The organism is Streptomyces sp. NPDC002671, from assembly GCF_053592475.1.
Genome location: NZ_JBSFVU010000001.1, coordinates 63,700 through 80,638, shown reverse-complemented (window position 1 = coordinate 80,638; position 16,939 = coordinate 63,700). Strand labels below are relative to the sequence as shown.

Genomic DNA, 16,939 nt, shown 5'->3' with positions numbered 1-16,939 from the left:
GGATCCTATTGACCACATGCGCCGGGTGCCAAAACGGCAGGCGACCGGAACCGGAACGGCAGGCACCGCCACTGTGCCGGGCGCCGTACCGTCAGAACAGGCCCGCCAGCCGGGCACTGGTTGTCCGGCGATTGCGCGATCACCGCCCTCGGCTCCAGCTGTTCGGGGCGGATCGGCGTCATCAGTCCGTCACTGCTGTCGGCGTCAGTTATCTTCTGCTCTCGAGGATTGGGAGGCCAACGCCTCTTTCCTGCAAGGATATGACGCGAAATCAGTTCAGCAGAGTGAGCGGGTTGGGCAGGCCGGCCCAGATGTCTCCCCGGAGCCCAGGCGACAGGCGCATCAGCGTCAACGCCTTTGCGGGGACCGGGCCTTCGCGTAGCGCCCGCAGGTCTGCCGTGTCCGGAAGCTCCGGTGTGGCCGCCGCCAGCGCCGCCCCCAGCGCCGCGCCCGACCCCGCCGTACCGGCAAGCGCCCCCGCCACCAGGGAGCCGAACAGCTTGCGGCGCAGGGTCGTTTCGTCGTCCGTGATCAGGCGGCCGGTCAGGGCGGGTGGGGCGATGCCGTGGCGGGTGAGGCGGGCTGGGCTGATGCGGAGGTCGGCGAGGTCGCGGTAGACGAGGCGGACGGGGGTGTGGTCGGCCGAGAGGATCACCAGGAGGTTCTGGCCGTGGGCCTCCAGGGCCACCCCGAGGTCCAGCAGCCGTAGACCGACCGTGAGGGTGAGGCGGGTGAAGGCGGCCAGCCAGGCGGGGGAGTCGGGCAGCTGCGTCGTGGCCAGCGCGGCCACCGGCACCACCCGCTCGCCCGGACCCGCGTACGCCTGGGGGGACTCGCGCAGTACGGCCGCCAGATCGGGGGAGTGGGCGGTGGCCGCGCCCAGGGTGCGGGTGATGTGCAGCAGGCCGTCGGTGCGGGTGGCCAGGTCTGTCGCGAAGGACGACAGGGTCGCCGCCGTCTCGATCGAGTATGCGGAGATGTCCCGCACCGAGGAGGTCAGCCGCGCACTCAGAGCTGTCTTGACGTGCGGCCCGTCCGGCACGGCCAGGGTGCGCAGGGACATGAGCGGGTGCGCGGGGCGCCAGGGGGCGGACGACCGCTTCAGCACATGCGCCGCCTGCCACGGGTGCACCGGCAGCAACAGGCGCTCCCCGTCCCGCAGTTCCTCCGGCCACTCCCCGCTCAGCAGGCACTCGGCGAGCGGCATCGGTACGGTCCTCAGCTCCACCACCGGGCCGTGTTCGGGGCCGTACGCCAGCTGGTCCGTCACCGAGAAGCCGGGACGGGAACGGCAGTTGGGGTGGAAGGGGTGGCCGTCCACCACCCGCTGCTCCCACTCCCAGTCCCGCTCGGGCCACTCCTTCGGGTGGTCTGCGTCGGCCCGCGACAGCGCCAACGAGGCTACGCTGTGGGCAAGTTCGGCCGCGAAGTCCGCCGCGTGCGGCACCGCGAGATCGGTCATCAGCCGCGCCGGATCGTCGTAGCGCTCCTGGCCGAGGCGCACGGCGCTCACGTAGGCGCTCGTCGCGTACGGGTCCGCGTGCGGGCCGTGCAGCGTGCGGCCGTCAGCCAGCCGCAGGGCCAGGCCGTACACCCCCCGCACCCTGCCAGTGATCCACGGCAGCGGCTCGTGGGCGAGCGCCCGCCACAGGCGGCTCAGCACGGCCGCGCGGGCGCCGGGCAGCTCCGCCGCGTACCGGGCCGCCAGGGCGGGCCGGACGGCCGCCAACTCATCGGCGATCCTCGTCTCGGCGGTGGGGGGACGGGACACGGTCGGCTCCTCGGGTACGCACTGCTCAAGGCAGGATTGTCGCGTACGACAGACATACTGGTCGCGACCGGCTCCCCGGCCCAGAGACCAGGGGACGGCCGCGGCCGGTCCCGGACGAAGAACGAATGGAACGCGTGGACCTCAAGCCCCCCGCCGACACCGTCGGCCTGCGTGCCGACGCGTACGCGGCTGCCCCCCTGCTCAACTGTCTGCTGCGGGAGCTGGCCGAGCCGCTGCCGGACTCCGGGGACCGGCGCGTCTACCGGCTCCCGGGCGGCGGGCGGCTGCTGCGCGTGCGGGACGGCCGGCGGCCCGCCGACCCCGAAGTGCGCACGGCCGGGGCCTGGCACCGGCTCGGCCACACCGAGCTGGTCAAACTGGTCACCGAGGAGCTGCGCCGGCACACCGGGCTGTCCGGCGGCGACCTGCCCGCGGAGATGGTCGACAGCCGGGAGGCGGTGGCGGCCCTGCTCTGCGCGCGCTCGACGGTGACCCCGCCCGAGGACCCGTACCTGCGCTCCGAGCAGTCGCTGATCACCGGCCACCCCTGCCACCCGGCCCCGAAGGCGCGCGGCGGCGGCCCGGCCGCGTCCTGGCTGCCGTACGCCCCCGAGGCCCACGCCCGCTTCCCGCTGGTGCTGCTCGGCGTCCGCGAGGACCAGGTGGCCGAGGAGGGCGACACGAGCGCCCTGGACGCCCTCGGCACCGCTCCGCCCGGCTACCGGCTGCTGCCCGCCCACCCCTGGCAGCTCGGCCTCGTCGCCCGTGAGCTCGCCCCCTCCTTCGCCGACGGCCGCCTGGTCCGGCTCGGCACCACCCCCTTCGCCGCCTGGCCCACGGCCGCCGTCCGCACGGTGTACGAGCCCGGGCGCGACCTGTTCCTGAAATTCAGCCTGGACGTCCGCATCACCAACGACATCCGCCGGCTGTGGCGCCACGACCTGCTGAAACTGCGCCGCACCGATACGGCGGTCACGCAGGCCTTCGCCGCGATGGGCCGGCCCGCGGCCTGGCTGAGCGACCGCGGCTACCGCACCGCGGCCTTCGCCTTCGAGGAGTTGGCCGTCCTCGTCCGTGACGGCCTGCGCGGCCACTTGCTGCCCGGTGCCACCCCGCTGCTCGCCGCCGGGCTGGCCGAGGGCTTCGACGGCAGTCCGCTGGCCGCCGCGGCGGACCCGGAGGCCTGGTGGGAGGCGTACCTGCGCCAGGTCGTGCCGCCCGCCCTCACGGCGTTCGCCGAGCACGGCGTCGTCCTGGAGGCGCACCTGCAGAACACGCTCGTCGCCGTGGACGCGGCCGGGACGCCCGTGCAGGCGCTGTTCCGGGACGCCGAGGGCGCCAAGCTGCTGCCGGACGTGTCCCGGGCGGCGGGCTGGGAGCGGCTGGTGTACTGCCTGGTCGTCAACCACCTCACCGAGATCGCCGCCGCCCTCGCCGAACACCACCCCGGCCTCGACCCCTGGCCCGCCGCCCGCCGCGAACTCGCCCGGCACGACCTGCCCGAGATACCCGCGCTGCTCGCCTCGCCGACCCTGCCGGGCAAGACCAACCTGCTGCTGCGCTGGACCGGCGCGGACGGCGCGGACGCCCGCTATCTGCCCCTGCCGAACCCGCTGGCAGGAAGCGGGACCTAGGCCCTGTCCCCGCGATCCCCGCGCCGCAGCTCCCGCCCGCCGAACGCCCCCGTCCCGTCCGCCTGCTTCCACCAGGTCTCCAGGCCCGCCTGGTCGAGCGTCCGCCAGTTGGGGGTCTCCTGGACCAGGGCCCGCCCGAGCCGCCGCCCCAGGTCGACCAGGACCCGGCCGGAGGGCGTGCGGTCGGCGTCGTACGCGGCCAGGGCGTCGGACCAGGTGGCCGCCGACGTCATGGCCGACTCCAGGACCGTGGCGTCCTGGAGCGCCTTGACGGCGCCGGCGCCGGTGTGCGGGCGCGCGACCGTGGCCGCGTCGCCCATGAGCAGCGCACGGCCCACCGTGTAACGCGGCGCCGAAAAGTCGTACATCGGCTGGAGGAACAGCTCCTCGTGCGTCGTCGCCCGCACCAGGTCGCCCCAGTAGGGCGGCAGCAACTCGGCCGCGACGTAGGCCAGATGGGCGCGCAGTCCGTCGCCCGCCGTGCCCGGGGGCAGGCTCGTGGGTGTCTCCAGGCCCTGGTCGAGACCCGGCGGCGGGGCCGTGTACAGCACCCAGTTGACCCGGTGGCCGCCGGAGGCCGGATCCGGGATGCGGTACACGATGAGATGGCCGCCCTCGAAGACGACGTACACGCACTCGTCCTCGGCCCACAGCTGCGGGTCGCGCAGCCGCTCCGACGGATACGCGCCGCGCCAGGCCAGGTACCCGGCGTACCGGGGGCGGACGTCGGCGTACACGGCCGCGCGCACGGTCGAGCGGTAGCCGTCCGCGCCGATCACCAGGTCGTACCGCTCGCTGCGCCCGTCCGCGTGCACCTCGGCGCCCCGGGGTGTCACCTCTACCGCCTCCACAGCAGAACCGGCCCGGAAGTCCGCCGCCTCGGGCACCCGGCTGCGCAGCGCGTGCCAGAGCGGGCCCCAGTTGTAGGTGCGGAACGGGAAGGGCATCACGCCGATCTCGCGGCCGAGCGGGCCGTGTGCCGCCGCGTCGGCCCGGACGTACCAGCGGCGGCGGACCAGCCCCACCCACGGCATCGAGGCGTCGAGCCGGCCGGCCGCCTCCAGCTCCGCGTAGCGGGCGTCGTGCACGGCGAGCCCGACCCCGCGGTCGGCCAGGCGGTGCGACGCACGTTCGTACACCGTGATCCCCTCGGCCCCGCCCCGCGCCAGCGCGAGCGCCGCCGCGCATCCGGCGATGCTCCCGCCCACGACCGCAACTCTGCCACCACGCATTCCGCGCCCCCCCGGGTTCGTCCTCCCCTGCCCGCGCCGATCAGGCGCGTGGCTTCGCGACCATGCTGGCAGCCCGGCTCCGCCACCCGACAGTGCAATCCAGGCCGACGGCGTGCCGCTGGACGCTATGCTGCGCCCATGCATCTTTCGTCATGTCTGAGCTGGTGGCGCTCCGCTTAGGAGCGGCCACCTCTCATGCATGACCCTCATGCGCCCGGGCCGTTCGGATGGACGGCCCTTTTTCGTTCCCTGGACCAGGGCTCGTGTCCTCCGCACGGCGAGACCGACCCGACCCACCAGGAGATGTCGTGAACACCACCGCCCAGCTGGAAGAACTGATCGTCAAGGACCCGGCACATTTCCGGGTGCTGACCGGCGACCGCCCCACCGGCCGCCTGCACCTCGGCCACTACTTCGGCACGCTGCACAACCGGGTCCGCCTCCAGGACCTCGGAGTGGAGATGTTCGTGATCATCGCGGACTACCAGGTCCTGACCGACCGCGATGTCGCGGACGACCTGACCGGACACGTCGAGGAACTGGTGCTGGACTACCTCGCCGTCGGCGTGGACCCGGCCCGCAGCACGATCTTCACGCACAGCGCCGTCCCCGCCCTCAACCAGCTGATGCTGCCCTTCCTGAGCCTCGTCTCCGTCGCCGAGCTGAACCGCAATCCCACGGTCAAGGACGAGATCGCCCACTCGCGCCAGTCCGCCGTCAGCGGCCTGATGTTCACCTATCCCGTCCACCAGGCCGCCGACATCCTCTTCTGCAAGGGCAACCTGGTCCCGGTCGGCCAGGACCAGCTCCCGCACCTCGAACTCACCCGCACCGTCGCCCGCCGCTTCAACGACCGCTACGGCAACGGCACCCCCGTGTTCCCCGAGCCCGATGCCCTGCTGTCCAGCGCTCCGCTGCTGCTCGGTACGGACGGCACCAAGATGAGCAAGAGCCGCCGCAATGGCATCACCCTGGCCGCCTCCGCCGACGAGACCGCCCGCCTGCTGAAGGGGGCCAGGACCGACTCCGAGCGCCACATCACCTACGACCCGGCCACGCGCCCCGAGGTGTCCTCCCTCCTGCTGCTGGCAGCTCTCTGCCAGAACCGGACCCCCGAGGAGGTGGCCGCCGGCATCGGCTCCGCGGGAGCCGCCGCGCTGAAGAAGACCGTGACCGAGGCGGTCAACGAGTACCTGGCCCCGATCAGGGCCCGCCGAACCGAGTACGCACAGGACCGCGCCCACGTCCGCGAGGTGCTGCGCGAAGGAAACGAGCGGGCCAGGGCGGTGGCCCATGCCACGCTCAGCGAGGTGCGTGCTGCCATGAACAGCCACTACTGACCATCCCGCCCGGTCCGTCACGCCCGGTTACTATGCTCACAAATGCTGACTGAAGTCACCGCAACCCGCTACGTCGAACCCCTGCACTCCGGCGGCTCCGTGCCCGGAGTCGTCGAGGCCGACGACCTGGGCACGTACGTCGTGAAGTTCACCGGCTCCGCGCAGGGCCACAAGGCGCTGGTCGCCGAGGTGATCGTCGGCGAGCTGGCGCGTGCGCTCGGCCTGCGCTTCCCCGAACTGGTCCTCGTCCACTTCGACCCGGCGATCGCCGCCGAGGAGCCGCACCAGGAGGTGCGCGACCTGCACGGCGCCAGCGCGGGCGTCAACCTCGGCATGGACTATCTGCCGGGCGCGCGGGACTTCACCCCGGAACTCGCGAAGACCTTCCCCGTGGACCCGCTGGAGGCCGGCCGGATCGTCTGGCTGGACGCGCTGACCGTCAACGTGGACCGTACGGTGCACAGTTCCAACCTGATGGTCTGGCCGACGCTCGGCACCGTCCCGCCGCGCCTGTGGCTCATCGACCACGGCGCCGCCCTGGTCTTCCACCACCGCTGGGACACCAGGACCCCGGGCAAGAAGTACGACTTCCGGCACCACGCCCTCGGCCACTACGGCCCCGACGTCCGCGCCGCCGACGCCGAACTGGCCCCCCGGGTGACCGAGGAGCTGCTGCGCGGGATCGTCGCCGAGGTCCCGGACCCCTGGCTGGCCGAGGACGCCGGGTTCGCGACCCCCGACGACGTCCGCGCGGCCTACGTCGACTACCTCCTCGCGCGTGTACGGCTCTCCGCCGAGTGGCTGCCCACCGACTTCCCGAGCCGGCAGCAGCTCGCGGCCGAGGAGGCCGCCCGCGCGGCGAAGACGCAGGCGGGCCGCCCGGACTGGCTCAAGCGCGTCCCCGACCTGCACGGCAAGCCCGCGGCGGAACAGGACTGGTCCGCGCACCTGGGCTGAGCGCGTAACGGCCCCGGGGGATTCCCCGGGGCCGCGGTCGGGTGGGCGTCAGCCCTTGAGCTGCCGGTACGCCGGCAGGGTGAGGAAGTCGGCGTAGTTCTCGTCCAGGGACACCTGGAGCAGCAGGTCGTGCGCCTCCTGCCAGTGCCCGGCCGCGAAGGCTTCCTCGCCGATCTCCTTGCGGATGGCGCCCAGTTCCTCGGCGGCGACCTTGCGGGCCAGCTCCGGGGTGGCCTTTTCGCCGTTCTCGAACTCGACGCCCGCGTTGATCCACTGCCAGATCTGCGAGCGGGAGATCTCGGCGGTCGCCGCGTCCTCCATCAGGTTGAAGATGGCGACCGCGCCGAGCCCGCGCAGCCAGGCCTCGATGTAACGGATGCCGACCTGGACGGCGTTGACGAGACCGGCGTACGTCGGCTTTGCGGCGAGTGAGTCGATCGCGATGAGGTCGGCCGCCGCCACGTGGACGTCCTCGCGCAGCCGGTCCTTCTGGTTCGGCCTGTCGCCGAGGACCCGGTCGAAGGACTCCATGGCGATCGGCACCAGGTCGGGGTGGGCGACCCAGGAGCCGTCGAAACCGTCGTTCGCCTCGCGGTCCTTGTCGGCGCGGACCTTCTCGAAGGCGACCTTGTTGACCTCGGCGTCCTTGCGGGAGGGGATGAACGCCGCCATGCCGCCGATCGCGTGCGCGCCGCGCTTGTGGCAGGTGCGGACGAGGAGTTCGGTGTAGGCCCGCATGAACGGGGCGGTCATCGTCACGGCGTTGCGGTCCGGCAGGACGAACTTCGGGCCGCCGTCACGGAAGTTCTTCACGATGGAGAACAGGTAGTCCCAGCGTCCCGCGTTCAGCCCCGAGGCGTGGTCGCGGAGTTCGTAGAGGATCTCCTCCATCTCGTACGCGGCGGTGATCGTCTCGATGAGGACGGTGGCACGGATGGTGCCCTGCGGGATACCGACGTAGTCCTGCGCGAAGACGAACACGTCGTTCCACAGCCGCGCTTCGAGGTGCGTCTCGGTCTTCGGCAGGTAGAAGTACGGGCCCTTGCCGAGGTCCAGCAGGCGCTGGGCGTTGTGGAAGAAGTACAGGCCGAAGTCGACGAAGGCGCCCGGCACGGCGTGGCCGTCGGCGTCGACGAGGTGCCGCTCGTCCAGGTGCCAGCCGCGCGGGCGCATGACGACGGTGGCGAGGTCCTCGTTCGCCTTGAGGGCGTACGACTTGCCGGACCTGGGGTCGGTGAAGTCGATGTTCCGGGTGTAGGCGTCGATCAGGTTGATCTGGCCGAGGACCACGTTCTCCCAGGTGGGCGCCGAGGCGTCCTCGAAGTCGGCGAGCCAGACCTTCGCGCCCGAGTTGAGCGCGTTGATCGTCATCTTGCGGTCGGTGGGGCCGGTGATCTCGACGCGCCGGTCGTTCAGCGCGGCCGGGGCCGGTGCGACCTTCCAGGAGTCGTCCGCGCGGACGGCGGCCGTCTCCGGGAGGAAGTCGAGCGTGGAGGTGCGGGCGATCTCGGCGCGGCGCTCGGCGCGGCGGGCGAGGAGGTCGTTGCGGCGCGGTGTGAACCGCCGGTGCAGCTCGGCCACGAAGGCGAGCGCCGCGTCGGTGAGGACCTCCTCCTGCCGGGGCAGGGGCTCGGCGTCGACGATGGCCAGCGGGGACGGCGCTGGTGCGGACATGAGCTGTCACTTCCTTCAGCGGTGGCACTAAGTGCCAACTGGCACGAACGGGGCGAACAGCGCCGACTGTGCGGGCAGGCGCTTCTGAACAGTGGATAGTAGTTTCCTCATTGTGGAACTTCAATGGTTTGTTGATGTCGAGATTCTCTGGGTCGAGGCAAGGTGGCGCTCGGTGCCACCCCCTTCACTCAAGATGGTTCAGGACTCAAGGTGGCTCAGGTCGGCCTCGGTGTCGATGTCGTACGGCTCGGCCACGTCCGCGCACTCCACGAGCCGGACCGACGCCGCGTGCTCCTGCAGATAGGCGCGCGCCCCGCGGTCGCCGGTCGCGGTCGCCGCGATACCCGGCCAGTGGGCCGCGCCGAAGAGGACCGGATGCCCGCGCACGCCGTCGTAGGCGGCTGAGGCCAGAGAGCCCTCGTCCTTGTACGCACCGAGCACCCGCGCCACCGCCTCGGCCCCGATGCCCGGCTGGTCGACCAGGCTCACCAGGGCCGCGCGCGCCCCCGTCCCCGCGAGCGAGCCGAGCCCGGCGCGCAGGGAGGTGCCCATGCCCTCGGCCCAGTCGGGGTTGTCCACGAGTACGCAGCCGGACAGCTCGGCGCGCCTGCGCACCTCGTCGGCCCGTGCGCCGAGGACGACATGGATCCGCCGGCATCCGGCCGCCCTGAGCACCCCCACCGCATGCTCGACCAGCAGTCGCCCCCGGTGCTCCAGCAGGGCCTTGGGCCGCCCTCCGAGCCGCCTGCCGCCACCGGCGGCGAGCAGCAGCCCGGCGACCTCCTCGTGCAGTTCGTCCGTCATGCGTCCTGCATACCTGACGCGGGCTGAGCGGGCCGGTTTCGGCGGGCTGAATTTCGGCGCGCGCTGTGGCGCTCCCGCACGCGGTGGCGTTTACTGACCCGCGCACGAGGACGTGCCTGGGGGAGGGCTGTGTTGCGGAGCTTGGGGCAGAAGCCAGTGACCGGCAGTGGCGAGGACCCGAGAGTGGCGGAACTGCGGACCGCCGTGTCCCGGTTACGACGCGAACTCGCCGCGCTCCCCGCGGAGTTCCCGGACCGGGCCATCGCCGAGGACGAACTCGCCGCCCTCGCCGCCATGGCCGCCGGCGGCAGCCCGGAGATCCCCCGCCTGCGCAGCTCCCTGCTGCTGATCGCGGGCGCGATCGGCTCGGTCAGCGCGCTCGGGCAGGGACTGGGGGAGGTGAGGGCGGCGGTGGACCTGTTCGGCGAATCACCGAGGATGTAGGAACGCGAACGTAAGAACAGGCTTACACGCCGGAGCTGGCCAGCGCCTGGGACAGCTCGGCGGCGACCTGCTGCAGCACCGGCACGATCTTGTCCGTCGCCGCCTCGGTGACCCGCCCCGCAGGCCCGGAGATGGAGATGGCCGCGGCCGTGGGCGAGTCCGGGACGGACACCGCGAGGCACCGCACCCCGATCTCCTGCTCGTTGTCGTCGACGGCGTACCCGAGCCTGCGCACCTCCTCCAGCGCCGCCAGGAACCCTTCCGGCGTGGTGATGGTCTTCTCCGTCGCCGCGGGCATGCCCGTGCGGGAGAGCAGGGCCCGTACCTCCTCGTCGGGCACATGCGCCAGCAGCGCCTTGCCGACACCCGTGGAGTGCGGCAGCACCCGGCGCCCGACCTCCGTGAACATCCGCATCGAGTGCTTCGACGGCACCTGCGCCACATACACGATCTCGTCGCCGTCCAGCAGCGCCATGTTCGCCGTCTCGCCGGTCACCTCCACCAGCTGGGCGAGGTACGGGCGGGCCCAGGTGCCGAGCAGCCGGGAGGCGGACTCGCCGAGGCGGATCAGCCGCGGCCCGAGCGCGTATCGCCGGTTCGGCTGCTGCCGTACGTAGCCGCAGGCGACCAGCGTGCGCATCAGGCGGTGGATGGTGGGCAGCGGCAGCCCGCTGGTCGCGGACAACTCGCTCAGGCCGACCTCGCCGCCCGCGTCCGCCATCCGCTCCAGCAGATCGAAGGCGCGCTCCAGGGACTGGACCCCGCCGCCGGCGGAGGACTTGGCGGAGTCGTTGGTGCTGGCGCTGGACGTCGGCACGGCGCGTTCCTTTCGGGACGGACAGGAAGGGCAGCAGCCTACCCGGGAGTCGGTTGACTCCCTGCTTGTGCGTAGCTACGTTCTGCCTACTGGAATTCTAATTCCGTTCTGTGGAAACGTCCAGAGTGGGCACTCGGGGTGCGCTGCCCGGCGGCATGCCCCTTGACGGCACCGGAGCGGGAGTGAAGACTCCTTCAACAGAACGTTGAATTCCGTTACGTGGGTGTAAATCCCGTTTTCCTGGGCGTAAAACGGCGGCAGAGAGAGGGGTCCGGGTGTCCGACGCTGAACTGGTGCTGCGCTCGACGCGCGTCATCACTCCGGAAGGGACGCGGGCCGCCACGGTCACCGTGTCCGCCGGGAAGATCACGGCCGTACTGCCGTACGACGCCGAGGTCCCCGCCACGGCCCGGCTGGAGGACTTCGGCGACCACGTCCTGCTGCCCGGCCTGGTCGACACCCACGTGCACGTCAACGACCCCGGCCGCACCGAGTGGGAGGGCTTCTGGACCGCCACGCGCGCGGCGGCGGCCGGCGGCATCACCACCCTGATCGACATGCCGCTCAACTCCCTGCCGCCGACCACCACGGTCGAGAATCTCAAGGTGAAGCAGGGCGTCGCCGCCGACAAGGCGCACATCGACGTCGGCTTCTGGGGCGGCGCCCTGCCCGACAACGTCAAGGACCTGCGCCCGCTGCACGACGCCGGTGTCTTCGGCTTCAAGGCGTTCCTGTCGCCTTCCGGCGTGGACGAGTTCCCGCACCTCGACCAGGACCGGCTCGCCCGGTCCCTGGCGGAGATCAGCGGCTTCGACGGGCTGCTGATCGTGCACGCCGAGGACCCGAACCACCTGGCCGCCGCCCCGCAGCACGGCGGCCCCCGGTACGCCGACTTCCTCGCCTCCCGACCGCGCGACGCCGAGGACACGGCCGTCGAGGCCCTGATCGCGCAGGCCCGGCGCCTGAACGCGCGCGTGCACGTCCTGCACCTGTCCTCCAGCGACGCGCTGCCGCTGATCCGCGCCGCCCGCGCCGAGGGCGTCCGCGTCACCGTGGAGACCTGCCCGCACTACCTCACCCTCACGGCCGAGGAAGTCCCGGACGGCGCCAGCGAGTTCAAGTGCTGCCCGCCCATCCGTGAGGCCGCCAACCAGGACCTGCTCTGGGAGGCCCTCGCCGACGGCACCATCGACTGTGTCGTCACCGACCACTCGCCCTCCACGGCCGACCTGAAGACCGACGACTTCGCCACCGCCTGGGGCGGCATCTCCGGCCTCCAGCTCAGCCTCTCCGCCGTGTGGACCGAGGCCCGGGGGCGCGGCCACGGCCTGGAGGACGTCGTCCGCTGGATGTCGACGCAAACGGCCGCCCTGGTGGGCCTCGGGCAGAAGGGCGCCATCGAGGCCGGCCGCGACGCCGACTTCGCCGTCCTCGCCCCCGACGAGACCTTCACCGTCGACCCGGCCGCACTCCAGCACCGCAACCGGGTCACCGCGTACGCCGGCCGGACCCTGTACGGCGTCGTGAAGTCCACCTGGCTGCGCGGCGAACGCATCGTCGCCGACGGCGAGTTCACCGCGCCGAAGGGCACCCTGCTCACCCGCCCCTGACGACCCCCGCACCCGCAGCGGCCGACCACGAAAGGAACCCCTGATCACCGTGACGGCGATACCTACCTTCACCGGCGACGCGAACCCCTACGGAGGCGGCGACCCGTACGCGGACTACCGCACCGCCGACTTCCCCTTCACCCAGTACGCCAACCTCGCCGACCGGCAGCTCGGCGCCGGTGTCATCGCCGCCAACGACGAGTTCTTCGCCCAGCGCGAGAACCTCCTGGTGCCCGAGCGGGCCGAGTTCGACCCCGAGCACTTCGGGCACAAGGGCAAGATCATGGACGGCTGGGAGACCCGCCGCCGGCGCGGTGTCTTTGCCGAGCACCCCTGGCCGACGGCCGAGGACCACGACTGGGCGCTGGTACGGCTCGGCGCGCCCGGTGTGATCCGCGGGATCATCGTCGACACCGCCCACTTCCGCGGCAACTACCCGCAGGCCGTGTCGGTCGAGGCCACGTCGGTGCCCGGCTCCCCCTCCCCGGAGGAACTGCTCGGCGACGACGTGAAGTGGACGACCCTCGTTCCGCGCACCGCCGTCGGCGGCCACGCGGCGAACGGTTTCGCCGTCTCCGTCGAAGAGCGCTTCACGCACCTGCGCGTCAACCAGCACCCCGACGGCGGCATCGCCCGCCTGCGCGTGTACGGCGAGGTCGTACCGGACCCGAAGTGGCTGGACGTGCTCGGCACCTTCGACGTGGTCGCGCTGGAGAACGGCGGCCAGGTCGAGGACGCCTCCAACCTCTTCTACTCCCCGGCCACCAACACCATCCAGCCGGGCCGCTCCCGCAAGATGGACGACGGCTGGGAGACGCGCCGCCGCCGCGACCAGGGCAACGACTGGATCCGCTACCGGCTGGCCGCCCAGTCCGAGATCCGCGCGATCGAGATCGACACTGCGTACCTGAAGGGCAACAGCGCGGGCTGGGCCTCGGTCTCGGTGAAGGACGGCGAGGACGGCGACTGGGCGGAGATCCTGCCGCGCACCCGCCTCCAGCCCGACACCGACCACCGCTTCGTGCTGCCGCAGCCGGCCGTCGGCACGCACGCGCGGGTGGACATCTTCCCCGACGGCGGCATCTCCCGCCTGCGCCTGTTCGGCTCCCTGACGGAGCAGGGCAGCGCCGCCCTGTCGGCCCGCCACCAGGAGCTGGGCGGCTGACGCGCCCTCACACGCGCGGGGGCGCACCGGCCCGGACAGCACCGGCGCGCCCCACGCGTTCCTTCAGGCCGCGTAACCTCCGTCCACCACGAACTCCGCGCCGCTGACGTAGGCGGCGTCCGGTCCGGCGAGGTAGGTCACCGTCGCGGCCACCTCGTCGGCCGTGCCGTAGCGGCCCAGGGCGGTCATCGCCGCCTGGGCCGGGGCCTGCGGCCCGTCCGCCGGGTTCATGTCGGTGTCGGTCGGGCCCGGATGGACGATGTTCGCCGTGATGCCACGCTCGCCCAGCTCCCTGGCCAGCGCCTTGGTCAGCCCCACGAGGGCCGCCTTGCTCGTCGTGTAAAGGGTCCCGCCCGGCCCGGGAACGTGCTGCGTCATGCACGTGCCGATGGTGATGATCCGGGCCCCGGAGGTCATGCGGACCGCCGCCGCCTGGGAGGCCAGGAACACCCCGCGGACGTTGATCGCCAGCACCCGGTCGACGTCCGCCGGAGCGAGGCCCTCCAGCGGTGCGAAGACGCCCACGCCCGCGTTGTTCACCAGCACGTCCAGTCCGCCCAGCGCCTCCACGGTGCGCTCCACCGCGCCCGCCGCCTCATCGGCATCGGCGGAGTCCGCGCGCAGGGCCACCGCCCGGCGCCCCAGCGCCTGTACGGCCCGGACGACCTCCTCGGCCCCGTCCTTGCCGTTCACATAGGTCACGGCCACGTCCGCGCCCGCCCGCGCGAGCCGCAGCGCCGTCGCCGCGCCGATGCCCCGGCTGCCCCCGGTGACCAGGGCCACCTTGCCGTCAAGAGGTCCGTGCGTTGCGCCGGGAGTTCCGTATGTCGTCGTCATGGCTCCATCCCAGCGGCCGGACGGACCGTTCGCTGGCGGCGTACGGACACGGATGTCGGCGCGCCGGAACTCTTCGCTCCCCCTCGCGCGTTGTCGTCGCGTGACCCTTCAGCAAGAGATCGTCGGCACCGCCATGCAGATGGCGGTCGTCAACCTGCACCCCGGCCAGACCGTGTACTGCGAGGCGGGGAAGTTCCTGTTCAAGACGACGAACGTGACCATGGAGACGCGGCTGTCCGGCCCGTCCGGCAACGGTGGTCAGCAGCAGAGCGGCGGGGGCGGGGGCGGTGGCATGGGGGGCATGCTGCGCCAGGCCATGGGTACCGCCATGCAGGTCGGGCAGCGCATGCTGGCCGGCGAGTCGCTGGCGTTCCAGTACTTCACCGCCCAGGGCGGCGAGGGCACGGTCGGCTTCGCGGGCGTGCTCCCGGGCGAGATGCGCGCCCTGGAACTGGACGGCAGACGCGCGTGGTTCGCCGAGAAGGACGCCTTCGTGGCCGCCGAGTCCACCGTCGAGTTCGGCATCGCCTTCCAGGGCGGGCGCACGGGCATGAGCGGCGGCGAGGGCTTCATCCTGGAGAAGTTCACCGGGCACGGCACGGTGATCATCGCCGGGGCGGGCAACTTCATCGACCTCAACCCGGCGGACTTCGGCGGGCGCATCGAGGTGGACACCGGCTGCGTGGTCGCCTTCGAGGAGGGCATCCAGTACGGCGTCCAGCGCGTCGGCGGCCTGAACCGCCAGGGGATCATGAACGCCGTCTTCGGCGGCGAGGGCCTGTCCCTGGCCACCCTGGAGGGCAACGGCCGGGTGATCCTGCAGTCGCTCACCATCGAGAGCCTCGCCAACGCCCTGAAGAAGGCCCAGGGCGGCGACAAGCAGGGCCCGACCGGCGGACTGTTCTCCACACACGCCGGCTGAACCGATGAGTTGCGGGTGACGGCGGGGTCTGAGGTGATGACAGCAGACCCCGCACCCGGAAGAAGGCACCCGTCATGGGCAAGCTCGTCTCCACCATGTTCGTCACCCTCGACGGCGTCTACCAGGCGCCCGGCGGCCCCCAGGAGGACCCCAGCGGCGGCTTCACCCACGGCGGCTGGAGCTACCCGTACGGCGACGAGGACTTCGGCCGGTTCGTCACCGAGGTCTTCGGCCGCGTGGGCGGCTTCCTGCTCGGCCGCCGTACCTACGACATCTTCGCCTCCTACTGGCCGAAGATGACCGACCCGGCCGACCCGATCGCGGCCAAGCTCAACGCACTCCCCAAGTACGTCGTCTCCTCCACGCTGACCGCCCCGGAGTGGGCCGGTACCACCGTGATCAGCGGCGACCTCGCCAAGGAGGTCGCGGCCCTCAAGGAGCGGACGGACGGCGAACTCCAGATCCACGGCAGCGGCGCCCTGGTCCGCTCGCTGCTCGACCTCCAGCTGATCGACACCCTGCACCTGCTGACCTTCCCGGTCGTCCTCGGCACGGGTCGCCGCCTGTTCGCGGAGGGCGCCGTGCCGACCAGGTTCCGGCACATCGGCGGACGCGTCACCGGCTCCGGCGTCTCCATCCAGACGTACGACCTCGCGGGCAGCCCCGAGTACGGGTCGTACGAGCTCCCCGAGTGAGGCCGTAGAACCCGGTCGGGCGGGAAAACCCTGGCCGAAGATCGTCGCCGCCGGTACGGTGATCGCCCCGCGTGCGAGCCACCGACGTCTCCGCACCCCCTCCGGAGACCGGGAGAGCCGTACCCATGTCGTCGATCGCCGTACCCGGCGCACCCGCGCTCCGCCGCGCCTGGCACACCGACCTGCCGGTCCTGCTCGTCGCCGTGTTCTGGGGCGCCAGCTATCTCGCCGCGAAGGACATCACCACCGCCCGCACGGTGCTCGCCGTCCTGGTGCTCCGGTTCGCGCTGGTCGTCCCCGTCCTCGCCACGGCCGGGCGGTCCGCGCTGCGGGCGCTGACCGGTGCCCAGTGGCGCGGCGCGGCCCTGCTGGGACTGATCCTGAGCGGGATCTTCCTGCTGGAGACGTACGGCGTCGTGCACACGTCGGCGACCAACGCGGGGCTCATCATCAGCCTCACCATGATTTTCACCCCGCTCGCCGAGGCCGCCGTCACCCGCACCCGGCCCGCGCCCTCCTTCCTCGGCGCGGCGGCCCTGTCGGTGCTCGGCGTCGTCCTGCTCACCCAAGGCGGCGGCTTCACCCGGCCCTCGCCCGGCGACCTCCTCATGCTGCTCGCCGCCCTCGCCCGCACCCTGCACGTCCTCGCGATGTCCCGGATCAGGGCCGTACAGGGCGCCGAGGCGCTGCCCCTGACCACGGTCCAACTCGGCACCGCCGTCGCCGTCTTCGCCGTCCTCGCCGCGGGCTCCGGCGGCCCGGCGCCCTGGACGGCCGCGGTCGGGTTCGGTGTCCGGGAGTGGGCGGGGCTGCTGTTCCTGTCCGTGCTGTGCACGCTGTTCGCGTTCTTCGTGCAGATGTGGGCCGTGCGCCGTACGTCCCCGTCCCGGGTCAGCCTGCTGCTCGGCACGGAACCGCTGTGGGCCGCCGCGGCCGGCATCGCGCTCGGCGGCGAGCGGCTCGGCGCCCTCGGCCTCGCGGGCGGCGCGCTGGTGCTGGCCGGGACGGCGTGGGGCCGCAGGGCCGCGGGCTGACGA

Annotated in this window: 15 protein-coding genes; 9 read left to right on the top strand and 6 right to left on the bottom strand. The window is 72.3% G+C overall.

The window, feature by feature from the left end; genetic code table 11:
• Positions 1 to 271: 271 nt before the first annotated feature.
• Positions 272 to 1,771: an IucA/IucC family protein gene (locus ACWD35_RS00385; protein WP_451348876.1), complete on the bottom strand. Its 1,500-nt coding sequence runs from the start codon at positions 1,769 to 1,771 to the stop codon at positions 272 to 274.
• Positions 1,772 to 1,896: 125 nt separating this feature from the next.
• Between ACWD35_RS00385 and ACWD35_RS00380 the strand changes: the two genes are divergently transcribed.
• On the top strand, positions 1,897 to 3,405 hold the full coding sequence (locus ACWD35_RS00380; RefSeq protein WP_451348875.1) for an IucA/IucC family protein: 1,509 nt from the start codon (positions 1,897 to 1,899) through the stop codon (positions 3,403 to 3,405).
• Here ACWD35_RS00380 and ACWD35_RS00375 read toward each other — a convergent pair.
• A complete protein-coding gene (locus tag ACWD35_RS00375) occupies positions 3,402 to 4,637 on the bottom strand; it encodes an FAD-dependent monooxygenase (protein WP_451348874.1) in 1,236 nt (411 codons plus the stop codon). The two genes, ACWD35_RS00380 and ACWD35_RS00375, sit on opposite strands and share 4 nt — an antisense overlap.
• Positions 4,638 to 4,945: 308 nt before the next feature.
• On the opposite strand from ACWD35_RS00375, the gene trpS reads away from it, so the two are divergent.
• Together trpS and ACWD35_RS00365 are read left to right on the top strand one after the other, a co-directional pair.
• Positions 4,946 to 5,977, top strand: coding sequence for a tryptophan--tRNA ligase (gene trpS, locus ACWD35_RS00370; protein WP_451348873.1), 1,032 nt, complete (start codon positions 4,946 to 4,948; stop codon positions 5,975 to 5,977).
• Between the two features lie 42 nt (positions 5,978 to 6,019).
• The gene (locus ACWD35_RS00365; protein ID WP_451348872.1) at positions 6,020 to 6,934 is read left to right on the top strand and encodes a HipA family kinase; all 915 of its coding nucleotides are present in this window, start codon (positions 6,020 to 6,022) and stop codon (positions 6,932 to 6,934) included.
• Between the two features lie 48 nt (positions 6,935 to 6,982).
• Here ACWD35_RS00365 and aceB read toward each other — a convergent pair whose 3' ends face one another.
• Together aceB and ACWD35_RS00355 are read right to left on the bottom strand one after the other, a co-directional pair.
• A complete protein-coding gene (aceB, locus tag ACWD35_RS00360) occupies positions 6,983 to 8,608 on the bottom strand; it encodes a malate synthase A (RefSeq protein ID WP_451348871.1) in 1,626 nt (541 codons plus the stop codon).
• Positions 8,609 to 8,806: 198 nt separating this feature from the next.
• Positions 8,807 to 9,412, bottom strand: coding sequence for a nucleotidyltransferase family protein (locus ACWD35_RS00355; protein ID WP_451348870.1), 606 nt, complete (start codon positions 9,410 to 9,412; stop codon positions 8,807 to 8,809).
• Between the two features lie 129 nt (positions 9,413 to 9,541).
• Here ACWD35_RS00355 and ACWD35_RS00350 point away from each other — a divergent pair, with 129 nt between their 5' ends.
• Positions 9,542 to 9,856 carry a DUF5955 family protein gene (locus tag ACWD35_RS00350; protein WP_451348869.1) on the top strand — a complete coding sequence of 105 codons (315 nt, stop codon included), beginning with the start codon at positions 9,542 to 9,544 and terminating at the stop codon, positions 9,854 to 9,856.
• A gap of 22 nt (positions 9,857 to 9,878) precedes the next feature.
• On the opposite strand, the gene ACWD35_RS00345 is transcribed toward ACWD35_RS00350, so the two are convergent.
• Positions 9,879 to 10,673, bottom strand: coding sequence for an IclR family transcriptional regulator (locus tag ACWD35_RS00345; protein WP_451348868.1), 795 nt, complete (start codon positions 10,671 to 10,673; stop codon positions 9,879 to 9,881).
• A gap of 275 nt (positions 10,674 to 10,948) precedes the next feature.
• Between ACWD35_RS00345 and allB the strand changes: the two genes are divergently transcribed.
• Together allB and alc are read left to right on the top strand one after the other, a co-directional pair.
• Positions 10,949 to 12,283 carry an allantoinase AllB gene (allB, locus tag ACWD35_RS00340; protein ID WP_451348867.1) on the top strand — a complete coding sequence of 445 codons (1,335 nt, stop codon included), beginning with the start codon at positions 10,949 to 10,951 and terminating at the stop codon, positions 12,281 to 12,283.
• A gap of 49 nt (positions 12,284 to 12,332) precedes the next feature.
• Positions 12,333 to 13,448, top strand: a complete 1,116-nt coding sequence (alc, locus tag ACWD35_RS00335) for an allantoicase (RefSeq protein ID WP_451348866.1) — start codon at positions 12,333 to 12,335, stop codon at positions 13,446 to 13,448.
• 63 nt (positions 13,449 to 13,511) lie between these two features.
• Here the strand turns inward: alc and ACWD35_RS00330 are convergent, their stop codons facing one another.
• Positions 13,512 to 14,285, bottom strand: coding sequence for an SDR family oxidoreductase (locus tag ACWD35_RS00330; protein WP_451348865.1), 774 nt, complete (start codon positions 14,283 to 14,285; stop codon positions 13,512 to 13,514).
• Between the two features lie 100 nt (positions 14,286 to 14,385).
• On the opposite strand from ACWD35_RS00330, the gene ACWD35_RS00325 reads away from it, so the two are divergent.
• The 3 genes from ACWD35_RS00325 to ACWD35_RS00315 all read left to right on the top strand — a co-directional run bounded on the left by ACWD35_RS00325 (position 14,386) and on the right by ACWD35_RS00315 (position 16,936).
• Entirely contained in the window at positions 14,386 to 15,207 is an 822-nt protein-coding gene (locus ACWD35_RS00325) for an AIM24 family protein (protein ID WP_451348864.1), read from the top strand.
• Positions 15,208 to 15,281: 74 nt separating this feature from the next.
• Positions 15,282 to 15,902: a dihydrofolate reductase family protein gene (locus ACWD35_RS00320; protein ID WP_451348863.1), complete on the top strand. Its 621-nt coding sequence runs from the start codon at positions 15,282 to 15,284 to the stop codon at positions 15,900 to 15,902.
• A 125-nt stretch (positions 15,903 to 16,027) separates the two neighbouring features.
• Positions 16,028 to 16,936, top strand: coding sequence for a DMT family transporter (locus ACWD35_RS00315; RefSeq protein ID WP_451348862.1), 909 nt, complete (start codon positions 16,028 to 16,030; stop codon positions 16,934 to 16,936).
• Positions 16,937 to 16,939 lie beyond the last annotated feature (3 nt).